The sequence below is a fragment of the Bradyrhizobium sp. S3.12.5 genome (genome assembly GCF_040548225.1).
In the GTDB taxonomy this organism is placed as follows: domain Bacteria; phylum Pseudomonadota; class Alphaproteobacteria; order Rhizobiales; family Xanthobacteraceae; genus Bradyrhizobium; species Bradyrhizobium cytisi.
On the sequence record NZ_JBEPRF010000039.1, the window covers coordinates 24,572 to 44,736 of the forward strand.

Annotated in this window: 19 protein-coding genes and 2 pseudogenes; 7 read left to right on the forward strand and 14 right to left on the reverse strand. The window is 57.3% G+C overall.

All coding sequences use genetic code 11. From position 1 onward, the window contains the following. Positions 1 to 19: 19 nt before the first annotated feature. From ABIC09_RS35930 to ABIC09_RS35945, 4 genes and pseudogenes are all read right to left on the reverse strand, one after another. Positions 20 to 808, reverse strand: coding sequence for a Shedu immune nuclease family protein (locus ABIC09_RS35930; RefSeq protein ID WP_354112214.1), 789 nt, complete (start codon positions 806 to 808; stop codon positions 20 to 22). Positions 809 to 1,009: 201 nt separating this feature from the next. Continuing rightward, positions 1,010 to 1,207: a hypothetical protein gene (locus ABIC09_RS35935; protein WP_354112215.1), complete on the reverse strand. Its 198-nt coding sequence runs from the start codon at positions 1,205 to 1,207 to the stop codon at positions 1,010 to 1,012. Positions 1,208 to 1,341: 134 nt separating this feature from the next. Continuing rightward, positions 1,342 to 1,767: pseudogene (locus tag ABIC09_RS35940) on the reverse strand (site-specific integrase); the annotation flags it as partial. Positions 1,768 to 2,069: 302 nt separating this feature from the next. Then, on the reverse strand, positions 2,070 to 3,368 hold the full coding sequence (locus ABIC09_RS35945; RefSeq protein WP_354112216.1) for a T6SS phospholipase effector Tle1-like catalytic domain-containing protein: 1,299 nt from the start codon (positions 3,366 to 3,368) through the stop codon (positions 2,070 to 2,072). A 501-nt stretch (positions 3,369 to 3,869) separates the two neighbouring features. On the opposite strand from ABIC09_RS35945, the gene ABIC09_RS35950 reads away from it, so the two are divergent. Further along, complete coding sequence (locus tag ABIC09_RS35950) at positions 3,870 to 5,282, forward strand: hypothetical protein (RefSeq protein ID WP_354112217.1); 1,413 nt, start codon at positions 3,870 to 3,872, stop codon at positions 5,280 to 5,282. Between the two features lie 127 nt (positions 5,283 to 5,409). Here the strand turns inward: ABIC09_RS35950 and ABIC09_RS35955 are convergent, their stop codons facing one another. Beyond that, positions 5,410 to 5,619, reverse strand: coding sequence for a hypothetical protein (locus ABIC09_RS35955; protein ID WP_354112218.1), 210 nt, complete (start codon positions 5,617 to 5,619; stop codon positions 5,410 to 5,412). Between the two features lie 128 nt (positions 5,620 to 5,747). Between ABIC09_RS35955 and ABIC09_RS35960 the strand changes: the two genes are divergently transcribed. Then, positions 5,748 to 6,272: a hypothetical protein gene (locus tag ABIC09_RS35960; RefSeq protein ID WP_354112219.1), complete on the forward strand. Its 525-nt coding sequence runs from the start codon at positions 5,748 to 5,750 to the stop codon at positions 6,270 to 6,272. A gap of 4 nt (positions 6,273 to 6,276) precedes the next feature. Beyond that, positions 6,277 to 6,888: an AbiV family abortive infection protein gene (locus tag ABIC09_RS35965; protein ID WP_354112220.1), complete on the forward strand. Its 612-nt coding sequence runs from the start codon at positions 6,277 to 6,279 to the stop codon at positions 6,886 to 6,888. A gap of 20 nt (positions 6,889 to 6,908) precedes the next feature. On the opposite strand, the gene ABIC09_RS35970 is transcribed toward ABIC09_RS35965, so the two are convergent. From ABIC09_RS35970 to ABIC09_RS35980, 3 genes are read right to left on the reverse strand one after another with little or no spacing between them, the layout of a single operon-like run. Next, positions 6,909 to 9,194 (reverse strand): nSTAND3 domain-containing NTPase, encoded by a 2,286-nt coding sequence (locus ABIC09_RS35970; RefSeq protein WP_354112221.1) that lies wholly within the window; start codon positions 9,192 to 9,194, stop codon positions 6,909 to 6,911. Between the two features lies 1 nt (position 9,195). After that, the gene (locus tag ABIC09_RS35975; protein WP_354112222.1) at positions 9,196 to 10,419 is read right to left on the reverse strand and encodes a type II toxin-antitoxin system HipA family toxin; all 1,224 of its coding nucleotides are present in this window, start codon (positions 10,417 to 10,419) and stop codon (positions 9,196 to 9,198) included. Next, entirely contained in the window at positions 10,412 to 11,002 is a 591-nt protein-coding gene (locus ABIC09_RS35980; protein ID WP_354112223.1) for a helix-turn-helix domain-containing protein, read from the reverse strand. Before ABIC09_RS35980 ends, ABIC09_RS35975 begins: the two co-directional genes overlap by 8 nt. Positions 11,003 to 11,418: 416 nt before the next feature. Between ABIC09_RS35980 and ABIC09_RS35985 the strand changes: the two genes are divergently transcribed. Both ABIC09_RS35985 and ABIC09_RS35995 read left to right on the forward strand, forming a co-directional pair. Further along, the gene (locus tag ABIC09_RS35985; protein WP_354112224.1) at positions 11,419 to 11,706 is read left to right on the forward strand and encodes a hypothetical protein; all 288 of its coding nucleotides are present in this window, start codon (positions 11,419 to 11,421) and stop codon (positions 11,704 to 11,706) included. A 777-nt stretch (positions 11,707 to 12,483) separates the two neighbouring features. Then, positions 12,484 to 12,720 (forward strand): hypothetical protein, encoded by a 237-nt coding sequence (locus tag ABIC09_RS35995; protein ID WP_354112225.1) that lies wholly within the window; start codon positions 12,484 to 12,486, stop codon positions 12,718 to 12,720. A 284-nt stretch (positions 12,721 to 13,004) separates the two neighbouring features. On the opposite strand, the pseudogene ABIC09_RS36000 reads toward ABIC09_RS35995, so the two are convergent. After that, positions 13,005 to 13,630 (reverse strand): annotated as a pseudogene (locus ABIC09_RS36000) (transposase); the annotation flags it as partial. Positions 13,631 to 14,154: 524 nt separating this feature from the next. After that, positions 14,155 to 15,486 (reverse strand): tyrosine-type recombinase/integrase, encoded by a 1,332-nt coding sequence (locus ABIC09_RS36005; RefSeq protein WP_354112226.1) that lies wholly within the window; start codon positions 15,484 to 15,486, stop codon positions 14,155 to 14,157. 579 nt (positions 15,487 to 16,065) lie between these two features. On the opposite strand from ABIC09_RS36005, the gene ABIC09_RS36010 reads away from it, so the two are divergent. Beyond that, positions 16,066 to 17,037, forward strand: a complete 972-nt coding sequence (locus tag ABIC09_RS36010; RefSeq protein WP_354112227.1) for a hypothetical protein — start codon at positions 16,066 to 16,068, stop codon at positions 17,035 to 17,037. Positions 17,038 to 17,276: 239 nt separating this feature from the next. On the opposite strand, the gene ABIC09_RS36015 is transcribed toward ABIC09_RS36010, so the two are convergent. From ABIC09_RS36015 to ABIC09_RS36030, 4 genes are all read right to left on the reverse strand, one after another. Next, positions 17,277 to 18,059 (reverse strand): class I SAM-dependent methyltransferase, encoded by a 783-nt coding sequence (locus ABIC09_RS36015; protein WP_354112228.1) that lies wholly within the window; start codon positions 18,057 to 18,059, stop codon positions 17,277 to 17,279. A gap of 130 nt (positions 18,060 to 18,189) precedes the next feature. After that, positions 18,190 to 18,672: a transcription elongation factor GreA gene (gene greA, locus ABIC09_RS36020; RefSeq protein WP_354112229.1), complete on the reverse strand. Its 483-nt coding sequence runs from the start codon at positions 18,670 to 18,672 to the stop codon at positions 18,190 to 18,192. A gap of 45 nt (positions 18,673 to 18,717) precedes the next feature. Next, the gene (locus ABIC09_RS36025; RefSeq protein ID WP_354112230.1) at positions 18,718 to 19,197 is read right to left on the reverse strand and encodes a hypothetical protein; all 480 of its coding nucleotides are present in this window, start codon (positions 19,195 to 19,197) and stop codon (positions 18,718 to 18,720) included. Between the two features lie 162 nt (positions 19,198 to 19,359). After that, on the reverse strand, positions 19,360 to 19,716 hold the full coding sequence (locus ABIC09_RS36030) for a hypothetical protein (protein WP_148755704.1): 357 nt from the start codon (positions 19,714 to 19,716) through the stop codon (positions 19,360 to 19,362). Positions 19,717 to 19,952: 236 nt separating this feature from the next. Between ABIC09_RS36030 and ABIC09_RS36035 the strand changes: the two genes are divergently transcribed. Next, the gene (locus ABIC09_RS36035; protein ID WP_354112231.1) at positions 19,953 to 20,096 is read left to right on the forward strand and encodes a hypothetical protein; all 144 of its coding nucleotides are present in this window, start codon (positions 19,953 to 19,955) and stop codon (positions 20,094 to 20,096) included. Positions 20,097 to 20,165: the final 69 nt, after the last annotated feature.

The window sequence follows — 20,165 nt, forward strand, 5'->3', positions numbered from 1 at the left end:
AAGCGGGCTTCGCCCCCAATCACGCAGCTCGCACCCTGACTAGCGGAGCGACGTAGCTCAGAACCTCATGCCGCTGCCCATCTTGGAAGAGAAAGTGATTGGAGCCTCCCTGGCTGAGCTTCTCGCGGAGCGCCTTGCTTACCCGAAGCTGTGTCGGCTCCATCCACGCGTACATCCCAGCATCAATGACCTCGTCTGAGAGGATATCGATGAACTGATTGTGCCGACTGCCGACCGCGAGCTCGCTTTTCTGGCTAAGGCCCTCAGCAAGGCTGTCGAACGTCATGATCTTGAAATCATCCGTTTCAGCGGCTCTCACAAGCCGCCGGCGATCCGCGTTACCTTCGTATTCCGCGCGTCGCCCAAAGACGAGCACGTACTTGTAATAAGTCGGATTGCTGGCCATATGCCGCGGCACCTGGACGGCGCTGACGGACGCCCAAAAGCCCGCCTTGTTCTGGTCCGAGAGAAACCACGCCTTCCACTGATTAATCTGCTGCAACGCGCGCGAAAAATCGCCGTGATACTCGTTCGTGTTGCCCTTGAAAAAGCTCGACCACGGCTTTTCCAGCTCGATAAAGACGGCGTTCCAGTCATCCGTGCTCTTCGAGAAATAGAAGAAATCGGTTTTGTAGTCGGCGCCGAAAGAGAGCTTGCGAAGAACTAGGCTAAGCCCGATACCGTGGTTCTGTACGAACTCCCGCGGGATGAAGCGCGTGTGCTGCTCAAGGTAAGCTTGGTACGCTTGCTCCTCGCGTTTTTCGTCGAGGAGCTGCATGAACCGCGCGGCTTCTTCATCCAAATTCATCGTGGCTCCAAAGGCTGGGCGCTAGTTTTAACCTACTATCCCGGCGCCCCCCGGCTTGCGCAAGGATTTTGACAACCGGAAAGCCCTACGAAAACAGGCACGGTTCGTCCTATTTGTACGCCACAGCTGCCCAGCAGCCATACCTGCTCGCTCGATTTCTGTATTGCTGCTGAGGTCTGCGATCTTATTGCCTCAAACCGATCAGGGTTTGGGCTGAGGCATGAACGGCAAAGACAAAAAGCCTCCGACCGAGGCAATAGGGTCGCCAAATAGTGGTGAAATGCCGCCTGCCACAAAGCGGCGTCGCAAGAACCGTGGCATGCCGCCACCGGCGACATTTGATATCGATACACTGCCGAGCAGCTCAAATTTGACGGCATTAGAGACGGCCGCAGTCATCCGGCGCACGCCCGGAGCGCTGGAACAGTGGCGGCGCGATCCAAACCACCCGCTGAAATGGCGCTACGTCGATGGCCGGCCCCTCTATCGTGTCGATGCGGTGCGCGACTATCTGGCCAAGTGCGATAGGACCACTAGGGCGCCTCAGCCGCATAATGCTCACGGAGACGGCCGAGGAGCTCGGCCTTGATCGGGTCAAGCGGATTCGTCCGCTGAAGGCGCACGATTTTGCCGACCCGTTTCGCGCCGACCAATTCCGCAATGTAGTGGTGGGCCGCTTCGAACGCCATCTTGCGGATGATCCACTGTTCGTCGTGATTGTAGACCTGATCAATTCCGCCCGGCTTTTGCCCAACACACAGCCGCTGGATTTCATTGTCGTAGCCACAGCGTGACATGATGGTGCGCAAGCTCCGCCTTAAGTCATGCATGGTGAACTTGGCGACAGCCGCTTCCTTGATCAGACGGTTGACCATCTTGGTGAAGCCCGACATCTGGCCGCCGGTCTTCGGTGACGGGAAGACATAGTCGGACGTTGCGCGCTGGAAGTGTTTCGCGGCGGTATGGCGCCTATGCGGTGGACAGGACCGACAATCCCGAAATTGCACGGGCCTTTTGCCGCTGGCTTGTCCGGCTTTGCAAGAAATCTGCACTTTCGGAAGCAGCCTGATGACCTGCGGGGCTATGCCATCATGGACATGAAAGGTCTGGATTTTCTTCCGAACGATCTGGCAGGACTTTTCGCGATACGCGACGACATTGTCGTAAGCCAAACAGCGCCTCTGGGTGGAACGATCAAGTCCGTCTTAGGCGAAAGCATCGTGCCGGTTGGACCAGCGTTGATCGCAGGTTTTACGACCCTCTATGGGTCCGATACGCCAACGCGAGGATCGTCTGCCCGCACGGAAGTCTGAAACTGAGCCGGATCAACTTTCTTGCGCTGCGCCCACTCGACAAGATTGGCCGGACGATACGTGGAGTCGGCGCGCCACCGCTTGAACACGTTGGCATCTATCGTCTCGTTTACATTAACGTGACTTCCGTCGTCTCGAATGTCGGGCTGTTCGCCAATGGTGCGATAAAGCGGCGGAAAAATCCAAGCGTACACTCCCGATCCAAACGACTTATATGAATCGGAAATTTTTCCTGTCATGTCATCGCCATCAAGGTCCACTTCGGAACGGAACGAAAGCCCCTGGGATTCGGCCTTCTTCATCATCCAGCGCAGGGGTGCTTGCGCAAGTAGATCGGTCTCGTAGCCTCCACCAACGTTTGCGTGAGCGCCCACGAACCACCGCTGCTCCACACCTGAGAGCGGGCGGACCTGCGAAAGATTCTTCGGGTCTTTATGATGAACATCCCAGAGCGTGGGAGCAAAGTCTTTGCGGTGCTCGTCAATAGCAAGAGCATGATAACCGTTCAGAATGTGGATGCGAAGTCCGGTTTGCAGATAATCAAACGAAGAACGGCTAATGCCGGGAATATTCCCAGCAGCCAATCCCACCGACCCTACCGTGTCCCAAACTCCGACGACCTTTATTTTTGTCGGCAATGAGTATTTGAGCAGCCATCTCTCCTGCTCCGTCATCGTGCTTACTTCCCCAGCCGCTTCCTTGTCTCTTAAATCCCAGATGCTCTCTTCGTTTCCCTTCTTATAGCGCTCAAACAGCTCAGCCACGCCAATCGGCGCTCCAGCTTTCAGAATGCCATCAATGGCGATCAATCCCGCAAAGCTTCTAGCCGTGAAGGCTCCTCGGCTAAATCCGAAGATGAAGATTTCATCCCCGTCGTTGTAGTTTTCAATAAGCCATTCGTAAGCGAGTCGAATGTTATCATCGAGCCCTTGGCCGAATACTCCGCCTAGGAACCCGTTGACACCAACGGAATAGTAAACGAGCTGGGATTTTCCATCCTTGCTCTTCGCTGCGCACAGCGCCCGCATGCGCCATACGTTCGTGTTGCTATCGACGCTGTTCCAGGTGCCATCGAAGAAGACCACAAGGCGCTTTTGCTGTTGCTCCACGTTTGTAAAGTTTGGCTGATAGCCGCTCTTCTCTGCGGGTCGACCAATGATCACCCCAACCGCTACAATGGCCACGATGGCTATCAACAGGCCAACCCAGTGCGCAAAACGCTCGAATATCCGCCAAGCTGTTCTCATGATGATGCCCCCATGATATCCGCCCCAAGCAGAAGCGAATCGACCCAAGCCCGAGGGTAGTCTGTTTGGTGGCCAGACGCACGCGATACGCTTATTTGGATTCCACGCTACTTTTGCGAGCCCACATATCGGCCCATGGGACCGTGCGGACATCCATGGCGACCCTGTTTCGAGTCCCTCGGGTTGAGGCCAAGGTAGACCGCTTCATCATCCTGCGTCGCGAGGTCGTAAACGAGGGCCGAAACTACGCGTCCAACCAAGCCAGACCGACCTCGGAGCGCCATCTTCGCCAGCACGATGTGGAACCGACGCACGATCCGTCCTGCGTTACGCAGTCGCCAAGCGCGAGGCGGAAGAACAGACCCGCGCGCGAGCGGCACGACCAGAAACGGGCGCCTAGTCGGACTCGATCGGCCGACACAACTGCCTCGCGAACTTCTATTATGTGCCGTACCATAGGGAGAACGGCGAACGTGACGGCCGACCGAGGGGGGCGCCTGCATGGACAAGATCATCAAGGATTTTCAGGGCGGCGCGCTCCAGATCGATTTCATCGAGCTCGTGCTGGTTCAGAACACGGCGACAGATCCCGTCGAGTACTGCGGCACGGGTTACATCCGGCAGACGGAAGCCGAGGGACTCACCCTCCAGCTCTATTCGGTTGAGACCAAGAACAACGATTTCATGAAGGACCTCAACAGCGTCGCTCGCGTCAAGTCGGGCACACTCTACAAGGAAGCGGACTACTTCACGCTTACGGGCAAAACACTGGACGGGTCCGTCTGGACGGCGAGAAATATTTTGCCGCACGGCAATTGGCATGCGGATCACCCGAATCCGATCATCCATGCCTCGATCGGCCATTGTGAGCGCGGTGAACGCAGCAAGGCCGCCTCAGGGATGCGCCTGCATTATTTCGATAAGGTTGACATCCCCTGTTTGATCAATCAAGTGAACTTCGCAGTCTGCGGTTTCGATTTCGAGGTCAAGAAGGCAGAGACCTGTTTCGCTATTCAGGTGAAGTCTAAGGACCCGCTGCCCGACCATCTCGAAGTCAAGATCGAGGAGAGTATTCGCTTCCTGCTTGCTAAAACCGTCAGCGTCCGTGTTATCGAAGGCCCGAACCGGCACCTTCAACTTTACTCGCGTTACCCATCATCCCATCGCACCTATCTGCCGCCGCCGATATCGCGCTGGGGCCCTGCCTTTAATAGCCATTCGTGGCAGCTCTTCGAAGCATACCTTGCGTTCGTGCTCCCTGACGCCGGTGCCTATTGGCACGCTTGCTCAAACCATCTGCACAACGCGTGCGAGGCTAGCGCCAACGCGCTTGACGCCTGGGCGATCGGTCTCGGTGTCGCCGTGGAGGGACTGGCTGGTCTGCTGCCAAAAGAACTCGATCCAGCGCTGAAAACGAAACTGGAAGCGCTGCAACAATTCGTCAACGCTCAGGTCTCGGGCAACGCGGACCACAGCGAATTCGCGCCGCGCATCCGCGGAATGATGAATGGCCTGACGACCATTCGTGCCTTCGATCGCTTGAACGCGCTTGCCGCAAACGGCGGCACGCTGCCGGCGCTCGTGAAGGATTGGACTGCGTTGCGCAATCGCGGCGTCCATCCGACAAAAAGCGGGGTCGATCCCTCGCAGATCGACCATCAAAAATTGGTCGATCAGGTCCATAATGTTACCGCGATGATGTATCATATCGTCTTCGCGCTCATTGGGTACAAAGGTCCTTGTACCAACTACGCGGAGCACGAGTTTCCCGAGCGGGCGTATCCTCCCGAGCCGCTCAAAACCGCGGAGACGACGAGCGCCACCTCGCCGGCACTGCCAGCGAGCCCCGGAGCGCCGGCCAAAACAAAGCCCCAGCCAAAGGGAGGAAAACATCTCCAAAGGGGCCACGAGTAACACCCAAGCCGCGAGCCACGGCAGCAAAACGATCGCACGGATCGTCTGCAAAGAAGTCCAAGGCCAAGACCGTCAAAGCACGCAAGCGAAAAAGCGACGACTAGTCTGGAACTGATTTTACCGAACCTCAGCAAATAATTCCCATGAAGTTGAGATTTGCCTCGAATGCAAAGGCAACCATCAGAGCGCAGGCCATGCCGTCGAAGGCAATCGCGTCTCTGCTTCCGTTTTTCAGCTTATCCTGAATGTTATCGCTGAAGTACGTGGCGCCCTGTGACAGGTCGTCGTGTATGTAGAGCGTCTTGTCTGTCTGGACCCTCGCCTTAACAATGTCCACGGTCGTCGCCTTTTCTTATGCTTTGCGCCGCTTGGCGCGGGCTCTTCTGCCCGTCTGGCGTCACGACTGCCGCTAAGTAAAGAAAGCGGATATAATGACGCTCAGAATCTTCGTCGGAGCAGCGCGGCATGTTCGATATCGTCAACTCACGAGACTTCTACCAGAAGCTGCTAGAGGATTTCGATGATTTTATGCAGCAGCCAGATTCCGCTCGCCACGCCATGAATTGCGCGATCACGGCGCATCACATGGCAGATTGGGTCTGGGGCGATTTTGTCAAGTCTGACGCCGCGCTGAAGACTAGGCTTGGCGTCAGGGATATACATGACTTTTTGCGGTGGATCGATACACAGACGGTCTGGTACGGGCTTGTGCAGTCGCTGTCGAACGGCAGCAAGCACTTCATCAGGAAGGCAGCGGAAGGTACGCAAAAGATCGAGGGCTATGGAATGGGCGGCTACGGTCAGGGACCGTTTGGGAGGTCCTACCTTGCGATTGAGGTGAGTCCGACCGATGCGAAGTTTTTGCCGATGGACCAGTTGTTTGAGGTCGTGATCCGGTTCTGGCGCGATTTTCTTCGGGACAATGGCCCCTACGCGCCCTTGCCGGAGGGAAAAACCAAGCTTCAGGGCGCTCTAACAGTACAACAGTAAGAGCATGACCAACAAAGACGACGAGCCTTCTGATTTTTTTTCGGCTGTACAGGCCGCGATCGACTTTGGCGGTCCGGGATACGGCGACGACCCGGTCTTGGGTTTCAATACAGCCGGCCAGCATGTGCTGGTGCTGCTTGGGGACAGCGTGGCCGCATTCGAGCGCGGTTCCTACGGCACAAGTGTGTTCTTGGCGATAACGGCGCTTGAGGAAACAGCCAAAGCCGAACTTCTCGCTTTCCGGGTGCAGAAACCCGAAGGCACTCAAAAAAAGTGGGGCGACCCGCTTCGCAATCATATGAAAAAGCATGCCATGGCGGTTCGCCCTGCAACATTCATGGGCCGTCTGCCGAAGATCTTGGGTGCGGAGACTTGTGAGAGGCTGCAACGGGAGGCTACGGACGGTTCGATCAATCGTCTCCGGGAAACCGCAATCTATGTGAGCTGCTCCGCCGATGGCACAATTTCAACGCCCGCCATGGCGCTCGATAGAAACCGTGCCCGCGAAATCGTTCTGCTCGCACTCGAAAGTGCAGATGATATACTGGTTGGCTCGACGAACGAGTCGTATCAATTGGGACACTCGATAGAATCGTTCATTGCCCAGATCTCATAGCCGCATAAAGCCAGCCGTCGCTATCGCTGGAGAAGAGGAACGAAAAGATTTTTCAACGCCTCGTCGTCGAACGTATCTTTCTCCGGAGGCCCGCCGCTCTGAAATGACGGAGATTTTGAGACCTCTATCTCCCTTTCAAGCTCAGTGATGCGATCCCTCACGGTTTCCACCGCATTGGAAACGACGTCCGCGCCGATGCCAACGCGCTTCGAAAGTTTCTCAATCGTATCGATGTGGCTGTTAAGGGTAGACTGCGAATCCATTTCCTCGACGACAGTACCGACAGTATCGATCTCATGCCTAATCGCATCATTGACAGCGTTAAGTATCTTATCTGTTAAATGGTGGCTCCATTGATCAGCCGCATCCGAAATTCTTTCAAGCTCCTCCGAGGTCATGTGTTGTTCGACCATCGCGACAGCCGCGGTTTCAAGAAAATCGGCGATTTCGAACGCGTGTGGAAGTTCGTAAAAATAATCGCCATCCCGAAGCCTGCCGATTAATCCGATCACTTCGTTGCCATCGCGCCAGGGATCAAGACCATCGACGGGAGATCGGGCCAGCTCCAGCGCAATGTCAGCCAACCGATGATCTTTGGTCGCGTCCCACCATTCGAGCACCATTTCAATGCGATCTGTATTGGAAAGGCCCTTCGGGTAACGAACGGAACCGTGTTCGCCAGGAACGATGAACCAGACTGGAAGCTGGGGAAGTCGCTGTGCTAGTTCGATGAATGAGAGAGCCAAATGTGTCCGCAGCTCATCAGACAGCTTCAGACGCTTCGCAAACCTCCAGACTTCTTTCGCCCAATCGGTTTGCCGCGCGCAACGCGCAATTTCCAGCAGCATATTCTCGTCAGCAAGATATTCCGTCAAATAGTCCCTCAGTGAAGGATTGACGAAGCCTACCTGCGTGCCTCTGATTGTGATGAAGTCTCCTTCCAATATTCGGAGAGATTCTTCGAAATCCTTTGGGCCGTGGCTTTCGCCGTATTTGGCGCAAAGACGTGGATGCAATCCTTCATAAGCATCCCGCAAATTGCCGATGCTGACACCGTACTCGGAGCTAAAAAACAGCGCGATGAGCAGATGCTGACGCGTTTTTGAGATATGGGTCCGGAAAGCGATATCCCACAGCTGACCCGGATGGTCGAGCGCGTGAAGAAAGGATGCGGGATAGGTTCCAGCGCCGCCGTCGGCGATGCGCGCTGTATCAGTCATCCACTCGATGATGCGCGGATTGTAATTCTTATGATCGACGATCTTGGTGATAGCGCCGCTTTCGATGAGCGCCGCGATGTGGCGCGCCGGCGTACCCGCGACAAGAAGGTGATTGTAGACGATGCGCGCTCTGATGCGGCGGGTGTATATTCCGACATCAAGAACATATTTGCTGATATCGAGCCGTCGGTCCGCCAAGTACTCGGAAACCTGACGGGCCTCCGCAAAGATGTAGGCTCTTGTAGTCAGGATGAAGCGGGCGTTCGGCGAATTGCGAACACGCTTGATGAATCGTGCCAGCTCAGAATCTTTGTGAGCGAGAGCGCTTCGGTCCAGCGCAACTTTTCCAAGAAAATCGTCAAACAGGAAAATCTGCTTATCCTTATCCTCAATTACGGCCAGCCCATCTTCAAGGCTGCGGATCGCGAAGAGGTTCCAGCCCTCGGCGATGTACGCATAGGAAAGCATTTCTGCCAGCGTCGTTTTACCGACGCCCGGAGGCCCCGAGATAATGACAACGTGGTTGGCCTCAAGTGTATCGCGCGCGCCGTCGAAGCTTGGGTTCGGTGCATACACTTTGACCTTGGCTTCAATCTCCCCTTTGGTGATCTTGTTGAATGCGTGGGCTGCGGAGTGCACGACGCGATCCAGGACCGCGGCATCGGACAACCAGAGTTTGATGTGCGATTTGACGATTTCAGGATATTTCCTGAGCAGGGTGTTCAGGTCACCAGGCCCCAAAATATCCGCTTCGCTTAGAAGTGCGGGGCCAATGAGTCCGGCAAGCTCGGACTTGTTGGCAGGCGTAAGCGGGCAAGACGTTGCCAACAGGTACCGGGAGGGCGCCAGCTTGTCAATCGACGCACGCTCCCGCTTCATCTGGGACTTGAGCGATGCGTATGCGGACCTCGCATAGTGCTTTGCCTGAAGTATCGTTTTCGATGTCCCTTTAACGTGACGGCCGTCCATGCCGCCGTCGGGACCTGGCGCAAAAGCTTCGAACCGAACCGCGAATTCGCGGCCGATAAGGTCGCGGACGAGGTCTTCAAAATCGGCTGGGGAGAGATTACCGAACTCATAAGCCATGCTAGAGCTCGCTGTAAATTGGTATCGACGCAGCATGCGCGTCAATCATCTCGACGACCTTTTTCTCCAACGGAAGTTTGGTCTTCTGTTCGCCCCATACCTGGTTGAAGCGCGCGACGGTTTCGGCAGCGGTATCGAGTACGAGCTTCTCGGAAATCCTCGCTTTAGCCGCAAGGTGCTTCAGCTCGTCCTTCGAAAACTCCGCCATTTTCTTGTTACGAGAATATTTAAGCGCCATCGTTTCGTCAGCGATGTAAGGGATGGTCGAAAGCAAGTCATACGCGGGTGACAACGTTGGCGTCCGCTCGTCTGCGTAGATCAGGGACCAGTTTTTGAGATGCATATCCGCATTTCCGATCAATGTGCTGAACACGAGCCGGCGGATGAATTCAGCCACATCAGCGTCGCCGGTCTCGATGCCGAGGACCCCGGCTATGCGGCGGTACGTGGCGTGCCTGTACTTATCATCGGGGTAGACGCTGAACACCTGCGCGAAGTCTTCAATATGCACCGGGCCTTTATCGCGGCGGTCGAACCGCTTGATGGCCATCGCCTGCCCTTTAAGTTCACCGATGCCCTCAGGGAGGCCGTCGATCGTATCCAGATCCAGAAGCTGGAGGTCAGGCACGTCCATGCCCATCCCTCTCGCGATGGTCATCATCGAATATTCGTTTTCCGGCACGCCCGCATATTGCTGCGACGGCAGCTTGACGATCCATGATCCGCCGACGCCTTCCACGGGAATGACGAGACCGCCCGCTTTGGTGCCGTCTGTAAGCGCGGAGAACTTCAATTGCACCCCTGCCAGGGAGAAGCGCAGCATGTTGCGGCGCTCTTCCGGCGTTATCTCCGCTTCCACTTGAGGAGGCAATTCCTCGCCTTCAGCGGGGTGTACGGAAAGCGCCCCAGGAAGGTCGCGGCCAAGCATCCAGATCAGAAAGAACTCGCGCTGCGCGTTCACGCCAGCCCGCTCGGCCAGGTATTTGCGCAAAGGCCCTTCCGGCAGCAGGTTTGAAAAGAACGGCGGGACAACTTGCTGGACGGGTTTGAGAGCGGTGATGAGCTCCCCGAATTGATCTTTGAAGGACAGGCTCAACGTCGCACGGTCGGCATCGTCGATATACTCCTGATTGAACGCAAAGAGCGTTCTGTCGCCCTGGATGTGTGTGAGCGTACCGATGGGCTTGCCGTGGAGATGAACATTCAGGACTGATACCTCAGGCATCGTCGTCCTCATCATCTATGGCGTAAGCCGAACGTGGCGCTTCCGATGGGCTGTGCGCGATCCGGTTGCGAAGCTGTTGCAGGTCTGCCGCGATGGCCGCCACGGTGTCTTTCGATTGCGGACTGGCCTGAAAGCGCTTCAGCGTATTGATCGCGTGACTGACGATCTGAAGGTCCTGTTTGCGGAGAGGAACCTGCCTCAGAAAACGGAGGGCGTCAGCGATCCGGTCAAGATCGGCCGAACTGCCGTACAATAGTTTTTGCTTGATGACCAAACGTTCGCCGCGGGCAATCTCCCGGAGCGCCGCGCCCCCCCCTTCAGGGGACAATGGTTCAGCCTGTGTTTGACGAAGGATACCCTGTATCGCTGGCAGGAATTTCTTCGGCACCAGCACGACCTCAAGATCAAGCGCCCGCGCCATGTCGATAAAGCTGGAGAGGCCTGGCTCTAGCGTTCCCGTCTCGATCTGGGAGATATGGCCTTGCGTCAGACCTGAGCGTGCGCTCAGCGCGCGCTGACTGACGCCCGCTTCGGTCCTGCGGTCTCGTATCTCCTGGATCAGGTCTTCAGTTTTGTAGCCCACGACACAATATCCTAATCAAAGCTAGCGGTTGATTAGGATAATGTATCAATTTCCTGCACGTTGTCAAGCTATGATTAGACTACTAATCATATCTCGATGCTGATAAGTATAGCGTATCGAAATCCAGCATCAGATATGAATTTTAAGAAAGAACAATGCGAGAAGATTTATTCAGAGACCATTTTAGCCTTCGAAAGGCGATGCTGCTTAATTTCGGCTGGTTTATTCACACCAGTCCCGAGGTGAACATTGACTCTATAAGTAAGCAAGGTCTCAAGCCCAATCGCGATGCCCCGATCCCGGAGGATCTGCGGGACTTGGTGGTCAGCGATCATATTTTGTGCCTTCACCCGCTCGGAGCAAAAGGAATGTCCGGCTGGAGTGTGCAATTCGTTGCCGGATAATCCGCTAACGACGTGAAGCTGGCAAGCTTCGCTATACGTGCAGAAGACCTTCCGCAAATTCTGCATATTGACTGGTCGAACGCCTGGAATCTCGTCCGTGGTAGAATCGCAGACCGCGGCGATATGAGTGCGGAACAGCTGATGCGATATCTCGCATTCGAATTCGGATCGGTCGTTGTCTACGAAGCCATTGATCCGAGCAAGCTCCGGGTTTTCTCAACCGGAAGCGGTCCCGCCAATCCCAAAACATGGCCAAGCCTGAGGGACATTTCTGTCGATCTCATCGTCAGGCACGATTGAACCTCCGGCTTGCCACGCATTTGCCGCGCTCATTCGACAGAGCGGCTGACGATGTCCAACCACCACTTAACCACCGATACACCGTGAACGAACGTGGAAGATCGTCAGGCGACGCCACGAAAAACCACAATGTCCGTGATCTTCGAGCAGGCAGGGCCGCTCATCACGGCCTGGTTGCTGGTTCGAGTCCTGCAGCACATATGGGGAAATCGTCCACACTAGATTTTTGACTGTCTCGTTTGCCTGCGGTTCTGGAGGCGCCATTACTTCGTACGTTTGAACGCCGCGTGATAGCTCGCCACTAGGCGTACTTCTTTTCTGCTCAGCCTGCCAAGATGTTCTTCTAGTCAACCGCAACTGCGGCTGCCCAGCTGAAGTCATAGTGAGCGCTCAACAACTTCATTGTGACAACAGCGACAAGAACGCAGATGATTTGCAACAACGTTCTGGTCGAGAACACTTTATTGAAGCGCGTCATGATGCCGCCTTCTAGCGCTGATGACCGAGCCGGATTCCAAGCTTGAGCGCCTTTTGGCGGAGTGAGCCTTCGGAGCGCTTTGTGAGCTTCGCAATTTTCGCAACCGGAGTCTTCGCTTTCGAATGAGCGCGCAGCTCCTTCACGTCAGCCTTTGTGTATTCGCGACGCACAGGTCTCTTCTTCGCAGCCGTCTTCTTCACCTTCTTCGCCACTTTTCGCTCCTCGATTCGCGAGTGGGCGTACTAGCACAGCCGCATTGAGGCGCAACTCTCCATCAGTTGACCCTATCCGCTTGTCCGATGCGTGAACTCGCTCATGATGTCAGTTTTGCCGGCGATTTGATGCCGGAGAGATTCGGTCTGTGCCCGAAGTTCAAGCAAGAATTAAAAGCGCTGCTCGCGGCGGGTATGACCACCGGTGCTGCCAATTTCATCCACGACGAGCGCGGCATCGAGACGTTTGGAAACTCCCCGGGCCGGACGCTGGCGCGCCTTCACGCCGACCTTCGTCTTTTCTTTGCACACGGGGCCAAGTGAGCACGGGCACGGCGTGTTACGAGCTTGCCAACAGCGCATCCGATCTGTCCGATTTGCACACTACAACGCACAGGAGTTAGCCGCGGCGCATCTGAACGGCTCGGCTACAACTGGAAGCGCCAAAGCGGCAGCGCCTTGCTGGCAGAGCGAGCCCTGATGAGCGGCTCGCACCATCGCGGCCTGTGCGGCGCCCGAAGCTGAACGATTTGGCCGTCGCGGAGGGTCAACTGTGTTTCGGCATGGAAATAAGTAAGGACTCTGACGCAATTTTGGTGCAGCACTGGTCATGTGGCGCCGATTAGCCGAGCCTGCAGCGAGTCGAGCTTGGCGCGTCCGTACATTTGGCGCTTGACCCGTTTGAGCTTGGTGATCTGACCCTCGGTCTGTCCGTTGGAACAGGACGTCGTGATCGCTGCGCTGACGGCGGCCTTGTCCTTGATTACGCCGTTGGCAAAAGACATGACGAGGCTTGCGCATGCTCGTTCCAACCATGGCTCAAGCTCTCCGTGAGCCTTCTTGCGGATCATCGCATGAAAAGCGGCTATGATCTCTCGAGCTTCCGCCAGGAGAGGAACGCCTTGCTCAATCGCCGCAATGGTGACGGTCTCTGACTTTGATAACGTATCGCGGCCATTGGTCATCAGGCGGGCGATAGTTCTCGCGGACGGCACGCGCTGCAGGCTCTGAGCATCGGGCATTTCGGCACGCCGACGGCGTGTCGCCCATTCGGCAACGACTCGCACCGAGCCTCTAAATCCCTGCGCCTTGAGGCAACGCCACAGGTCGGCGCCATTCCAACAGCCAGCGGCCCACTGAACATCGAGCCATGGAGGTAGTGCTCGAGCGAGCTCTCGCGCAGCCTAAACACGTCGGATCGGTGACCTCGCAATAGCCTGCGGATAAGGCCCCGCAGGCTGGGCGCTTGTTCTAACCTACTATCCCGACGCCCCCGAGCTTGGGCAAGGATTTTGATTAATCGGGAACCCCTCCGAGAACAGGCACGATTCGCCCTATTTGTACGCCACACCTACCCAGCAGCCATACCCGCGCCCTCGATTTCTGTATTGCTGCTGACGTCTGCGATCTCATTGCCTCAACCGGATCAGGGTTTGGGGCGGAGGCATGAACGGTGAAAACGAAAAGCCTCCGACTGAGGCGATAGGGCCGCCAAGTAGTGGTGAGATGCCGCCTGCCACAAAGCGGCGTCGCAAGAATCGTGGCGTGCCGCCGCCCGCGACGTTCGATATCGATGCGCTGCCGGCCAGCTCCAATTTAACGGCATTAGAGGGGGCCGCCGTTATCCGGCGCACGCCTGGCGCACTGGAGCAGTGGCGGCGTGATCCGAACCACCCGCTGAAATGGCGCTACGTCGATGGCCGGCCGCTCTATCGTGTAGACGCGTGCGCGACTATCTGGCCAAGCGCCATAAAACCACTAAGACGCCTCAGCCGCATAATGCTCACGGAGACGGCCGAGGAGCTCGGCCTTGATCGGGTCAAGCGGGTTCGTCCGCTGCAGGCGTACGATTTTGCCGACCCGTTTGGCGCCGACCAACTCCGCAATGTAGTCGTGAGCCGCTTCGAACGCCATCTTGCGGATGATCCACTGTTCGTCATGATTGTAGACCTGATCGATTCCGCTTGGCTTTTGTCCGACACACAAGCGCTGGATTTCGTTGTCGTAGCCACAGCGTGACATGATGGTGCGCAGGCTGCGCCTTAGATCATGCATGGTGAACTTGGCGACGCTCGCTTCCTTGACCAGGCGGTTGACCATCTTGGTGAAGCCGGACATCTGCCCGCCGGTCTTCGGTGACGGGAAGACATAGTCGGAGGTTGCCCGCTGGAAATGTTTCGCGGCCGTGAGCACCTCGTCCACCAGGTGAGTGCGCGGCACATCGTGGTGCAGCCCCATCTTGGTCCATGCCGCATCAAAGGTAATGCGCTCATCCATGATATGCTTTCGCCACTCGATCATGGTAGGCTCGCTGCGGCGCGGGCCACCGAGCAGGCACATGCGCGCCAGGAGGCCGAAAGCTCCGAGCTTGCCGGATGCATGCCAGACCTTGATGATTTCCTCATCGGTCAGTGCGCGGCCCTTTGTTCGGCGCCCGACTCTCTGCGCGCGGGTTTCCTTGGGCGCGCGATAGCCGGCGAGCACGTTGTGCTCGACATAGCCCTCGCCGACGCACCATTCGAGCAAGGTATGCACGTGCTTGCGCAGGTCCTTGGCTGCACCGCGCTTGCCGGTCTTGGCAATCTTGTCGACCGCAGCCATGATTTGTCGTCGCGTCAGGTCCCCCACGCCGCTCTCGGCGTGATCCTTGAGCCCGCGCCTGAGCGCCGACATTGCTGGCTTCCAGTTGACGACTTGACGTTCGGTCAAGGACGTCTGATAGGGACCTTCTTCAACAATGAGGGTCGCGAGCGTGGTGTGCTGCTTCTCGGCTGCCATCAGCCGCCTCGCCTCGCGCTTCGCGTCGTTCGGGTCCAAGCCCTTGACGACCTCGCCTGCGGCGATGGTGGCAGCCTTGCGCGCGGCCTTCTCATTATATTTGGGCCACGCGCCGAGGGTCTTGCGCTGGGTCCCCCTTACCCCCGGCTTGGAGAAGAGGTAAACCCAGGTCCGGCCGCCGGTGGCGCGCATGCGCAAGGCCAGGCCGGGCAGCTTGTCGTCGTGGAGATAATGCTGCGCCTTACCCGGCGGCAGCGTTGCCTTGCGGATCACCGCATCGGTGAGTGTCAGCTGGTTGGCCGGCGCCGTCATGATCCCTTCCCTCTCTCTATGGCCCGGTGTGCCCCCGCAAGAAGGACGTCAGCCCTCGAACAGAACCGGGCCTCAGACCTTCCCCTTGCCGTGTGCCCGCGCAGGAAGGATCCAATAATCCAAACAGAACCGGGTCTCAGACCCCCCTCGTTTTTTGTGCCCCAAGGGAAAATCCACGGCGGGCACAACGGGGGCATACAGAATGTAGCGAGGCCACCTATGGGCTCTTATGGCCAAACAAGCCCATAACCACACCAATCAAAGAGGTTTTTACATTTCAACTATGGCCGGATTTGGTTGGCTCGGGTCTACAGATTGTGGTTCACACGGGAGAGGTCCAAGGTTCGATCCCTTGTGCGCCCACCATTCATCATCCTGAAACCTGCTGGTTGCGGACGATCCCCGACACGGGCGGCTTTCGTCACCGTCCCGTTAAAATGTCGAAAACAACCCCATGCACAGTAGCCGATGTCAGTCGGATCAGCGGATTACGACTTTTCCGAAACACCACTTGCTCCGTCGGGCAAAACAGGGGCATGATGGCACCATTCGACAACAGCCTATCGGACGATGAGACCGATGCCGTGGCCCGATCGTGTCATTGGTTTGCGAGCTCATGGCAAATCAGGAAGGCATTCATTTGACAGCAAAACAGCATTCACGAGAGAGAACAATATGACGCTCGTGGTAGCACATGCCAGTCCAGGTATTTGCTTCATGGTGGGGGACACACTCCTGAGCCACGCTCATTTCCAGCTCGAAGGCGACATCGGCCCCGTCAACGGCGAATTTCACAGCCTCAAGATCCAAATACTCTCCGGGGAACTTGCAGTTGCTTTTGCCGGAAACTTCGATGCCGCGTACTCCGCGGTCACCGCCCTGAAGCTGGAAATTCTGAATGATCCTACAATCGACTCGGTCGCATGGCTCGCATCCAAGAAGCTCGCCAATATGGACTTCTTTGTCCTAAAAAACGAACAGAAGAAGCAGCTGTTTGTAATTGAAAACGGCGAAGTAAGACAGGCAAGTAACGCACACATTGGAGATGGAGAAGAATGGACTCGGTTGTTGCAGCTAAAGCAAGCCTATAAGGGCGCACTCGAGCGACATACGATCGATGAGAACGGAAGAACAGTAAGATCTGACCCCATCAGTCCGGAAGAGCAAGAATTCTCCGTCATTTCAGATGCGATGGAAGCACTCTCGCGAGATCGTGTAGGTCGAAAACAACCGACCGTTGGAGCGATCAGTGGTTGCGTCATTCGCATTGTTGACGCCCGGATTTCGCGGCAGCTCGAATACCTTCAGGATGCGATGGTGTCGCATTTTCCTTGGGAGCCGGCCGGCGGATTCACCCTGCTGGCGTCGAACGAACCATCGCGCGGGGTCGGGATTTTCTTCAGGGTAGGAAGGAAGGGCTTCATTATGCCGGTTGGAGGTAAGCCGCCTTGCGTGGCAAGCACCGCGGAGACATTGCCGGCTTTCATTGAAGATGCTCGCGTCAGGTTTGGGATGAAGCTCACCGGCGGCATTTGGGCCGATCCGGGATAGTTTCAGCGATTGCGGCACGATCGCTCAACGAACCCCTACTCGAGCTACAAGATCGCAGAGGTGACGTTCCCGTGGGCGCACCGCCCGTCGTCATTGCGAGCGCAGCGAAGCAATCCAGAGTGCGCCCGCGGAGGCAGACTGGATTGCTTCGCTGCGCTCGCAATGACGGAGCAAGGGGTGAGACCGCGCCCGTCAGCGGCCACGCCGTCCGCGCGATGCGAACGGCGCCACCACCAACATCACGCCGCTGGAAACGGATTCGCGGCCTTGGTGTATTTCAGCGCGCCGATGCCAAAGCCTTCCTGGCTGCGGTTTTGAATGAATTCCTTGTGCTCGTAGAACGGCGACAATTCGCGCCATAGCTGCGGGACGCCGCCGGCCCAGGCGCTGGTGTTGCCGCTGGACTCGCAGATGTCGTGGAACAGGATGATGCCGCCTTCGCGAACGAAATGCCGGTAGCAGAGAAAGTCCTGCTTGACGCCTTCGTAGCGGTGATCGCCGTCGATGAACAATGTGTCGATCAACCTGCCGTTGAGAAACTTCTCGATCCGCTTGACGCTTTCATCCGCGTAGGACGGCATGTCGAAGAAGGTCCATTGCTGCTTCGGCGTCGCAAGCAGCTTCAGCATTTCCTTGTTCTTCACGTGCAGATCGATGCAGATCATCGTCTCCATCGTCGGAAGAAATCGTCCGAACAGGAGCGACGTTCCGCCGTTCAGGGTGCCGATTTCAACGACGAGCTTCGGAGCGGACTCCGCGATGTAGTCGAGGGCCGACGAGATCTCCGTCTCGATCTGGCAGGAGCCGGTGCCCATATGCTGCTTGGTGAAATCGATGACGTCCTGCACGCTCGACCCGCGCTTGTATTCCCCGATGATCTCGTCGCGCTTCTGGGTATTGAATTTGAGGCGCAGTGCCGGTCCGCTATCGGCCAGCCGTTTCTTGATTTGTCTGACCGCGAGAACGGCGGGATGAAACTTCAGTTCCGTTAGACGCTCATTGAAGGCCTTGCTCATCGACATGATCGAACCTCACTTCATGCAGAGTTGCCCGACAGTTCCAAAGCCCAGGATTGCTTCAAATTATGATCGACTTAAGGTTTTTGCTTGACGGCGAGATGAAACGGGGAGCCCGGATCGCTCCGTAATCTCGTTACGCGATCTCGATAAGCTCGATCTCCTGTGTTCCCGAGCCGACGACGTCACCGACGGCCTTCCCCATCAGCGACTTCGCGACCGGCGACACGAACGAGATCGAGCCGGCCTTCGGATCGGCTTCATCTTCCCCGACGATACGGTAGGTCTGCACGCGGCCGTCGGTGCGGCTGAACGTCACTCTGCTGCCAAAGGCGACCGTCTCGTTCGACGCCGGATTGGAGACCAGTTGCGCGGTGCGCAGCCGTTCCGCGAAGTAGCGGACATCGCGCAGGGGCGCAGCCGACTGCCGGCGCTTTTCGTTGACATCATCGATGGCTTGCGCGGCTTCATAGGCCTCGCGCGCGTCCTGGAACTGCTTCTGCAGCGCCTGCAAACCTGTCTCGGTCACGAGGTTCGGATGCGGCGAGATCGGGCGATCCGGCAGCAGTGTCTCGGAGGCGGTCTCGGCACTTTCTTCCTTGGTAAAGGCGACGCTCAATTCGAATATCCTGTCGAACAGTTTCGGGTCACGGCTGTACCAGACCTATATCTCAAGTTCGACGAAACGACGGAGCTTGAACACGAGATCTGGCAATGCCTGACGGAACCGGGTCGCGTTCTGGAACGTGGTCGAGAACGGCGCGAAAGTGATCATCGCGTTCCAGTGCCGATAGCCGTAGACCGTCACCGAGACGCCGGACGCCGGAAAACCCTCGATCTTGCGCAATTCGCCGAGCACGAGACCGGCAATCGCGTCCGCCGGCAAAAGCCGCTTGCCGTCCGGTGTCAGGGGTGGACCGGGCGCAACCGGCCTCGGAGCCGCCACCGCTTGATCGGATGCATCCTGGAGCTTCGGAGACTCCGCTTCCGGGATTTGCGTTACGTCCGCTAACGGTGCGGCCGCCGGCGCGACCGGCATGAAGTCAGCAAGCGGCGGCGGGCTGGCGGCCTCTGCGCGCTTGTTGCCTCCCAGGATGCTGCTGATCATGGCCACAAGGCCAGCATCCCTCGCATCGTCACTCATCACGGCTCCCCCCGGCTTGGCCTACTTTAACACCGGCACCGTAGACCGCCACAGGGGTCGGCTGATCGAGCCATCGCTGCTACTTGGCTCCTGCTTGGCTCCTGCGTGGCTGTTGTCCGGTTCCACCACGTCGGGGAGCCCCTCGTGCCGCGGTGCGATCGGTCACTGCTTCTCGAACGGAATATATTGCTGGTACTGCTTCGGCACGGAGCTGCGATAGCGCGCCGGAACGGTGCCGCTGTCGACCGAATGGTCGATCTCCTGCTGCCGCGTCATCTTCTTCTTCGCCGGCTTCTTGTCGGCGCTCTTCTTCGGGCCGGCTGGCGCCGTCGAAGTGTCGGTGGTCGCAGCCGGCGTGGTGGTTGCCGCCGGTGCAGTGGTCGCTGCAGGCGCCGTCGTGGTGGCCGCGGCGGCCGGCGGCGTGCCGCCTGCGGCGGGCGCGCTCTGCGCGAGCGCGAGCGGTGTCTGCATGATGAGCGCCAGTGCCGCAGTCGCAGCCAGCAAATATGATTTTTGCATCAGAACCTCCAAAATGCCTGATCCCCAATGACGGAAGCCTAGTCCCGCGGGATCGACGCGTGCAAGTCCGCGGAGGATAGGCGGGAGCCGGGCTGCAAACTGTGGCCGAGATCACAGTGTCCACGAGGCGGCGTGTGCGCGCCAATGCAATTTTTACGCGAACACGATGTTCGCGATGGCAAAACACCTGCCGATTAGGTCGGTGAAGCTGACATTGCTTCGGGTCGAGATTTTCGATGACGAGAATGTTATTCGGCATTGCTGCGGGAAAAATTTGCAAAGCGCATCCGCGGCTTGACCGCAACGCGCGCTCGTCGAACGCCATCGACGTCGCGCGATGTGTGAAGCAGCGCATTGCGACGCCGAATTCCGCGATCTAGCCTCACATGCATAGTGTATAACGTACAACTTTAACTTTAGTTGCTTGCCGTCGTAACTTTTCATGGAGG

Coding starts and splice junctions, on each gene's coding strand:
- ABIC09_RS35930 (WP_354112214.1), bottom strand. CDS start 808: ATGAATTTGGATGAAGAAGCCGCGCGGTTCATGCAGCTCCTCGACGAA.
- ABIC09_RS35935 (WP_354112215.1), bottom strand. CDS start 1,207: ATGACTGCGGCCGTCTCTAATGCCGTCAAATTTGAGCTGCTCGGCAGT.
- ABIC09_RS35945 (WP_354112216.1), bottom strand. CDS start 3,368: ATGAGAACAGCTTGGCGGATATTCGAGCGTTTTGCGCACTGGGTTGGC.
- ABIC09_RS35950 (WP_354112217.1), top strand. CDS start 3,870: ATGGACAAGATCATCAAGGATTTTCAGGGCGGCGCGCTCCAGATCGAT.
- ABIC09_RS35960 (WP_354112219.1), top strand. CDS start 5,748: ATGTTCGATATCGTCAACTCACGAGACTTCTACCAGAAGCTGCTAGAG.
- ABIC09_RS35965 (WP_354112220.1), top strand. CDS start 6,277: ATGACCAACAAAGACGACGAGCCTTCTGATTTTTTTTCGGCTGTACAG.
- ABIC09_RS35970 (WP_354112221.1), bottom strand. CDS start 9,194: ATGGCTTATGAGTTCGGTAATCTCTCCCCAGCCGATTTTGAAGACCTC.
- ABIC09_RS35975 (WP_354112222.1), bottom strand. CDS start 10,419: ATGCCTGAGGTATCAGTCCTGAATGTTCATCTCCACGGCAAGCCCATC.
- ABIC09_RS35995 (WP_354112225.1), top strand. CDS start 12,484: ATGCGTGAACTCGCTCATGATGTCAGTTTTGCCGGCGATTTGATGCCG.
- ABIC09_RS36005 (WP_354112226.1), bottom strand. CDS start 15,486: ATGACGGCGCCGGCCAACCAGCTGACACTCACCGATGCGGTGATCCGC.
- ABIC09_RS36010 (WP_354112227.1), top strand. CDS start 16,066: ATGCCGTGGCCCGATCGTGTCATTGGTTTGCGAGCTCATGGCAAATCA.
- ABIC09_RS36015 (WP_354112228.1), bottom strand. CDS start 18,059: ATGTCGATGAGCAAGGCCTTCAATGAGCGTCTAACGGAACTGAAGTTT.
- ABIC09_RS36025 (WP_354112230.1), bottom strand. CDS start 19,197: ATGAGTGACGATGCGAGGGATGCTGGCCTTGTGGCCATGATCAGCAGC.
- ABIC09_RS36030 (WP_148755704.1), bottom strand. CDS start 19,716: ATGCAAAAATCATATTTGCTGGCTGCGACTGCGGCACTGGCGCTCATC.
- ABIC09_RS36035 (WP_354112231.1), top strand. CDS start 19,953: ATGACGAGAATGTTATTCGGCATTGCTGCGGGAAAAATTTGCAAAGCG.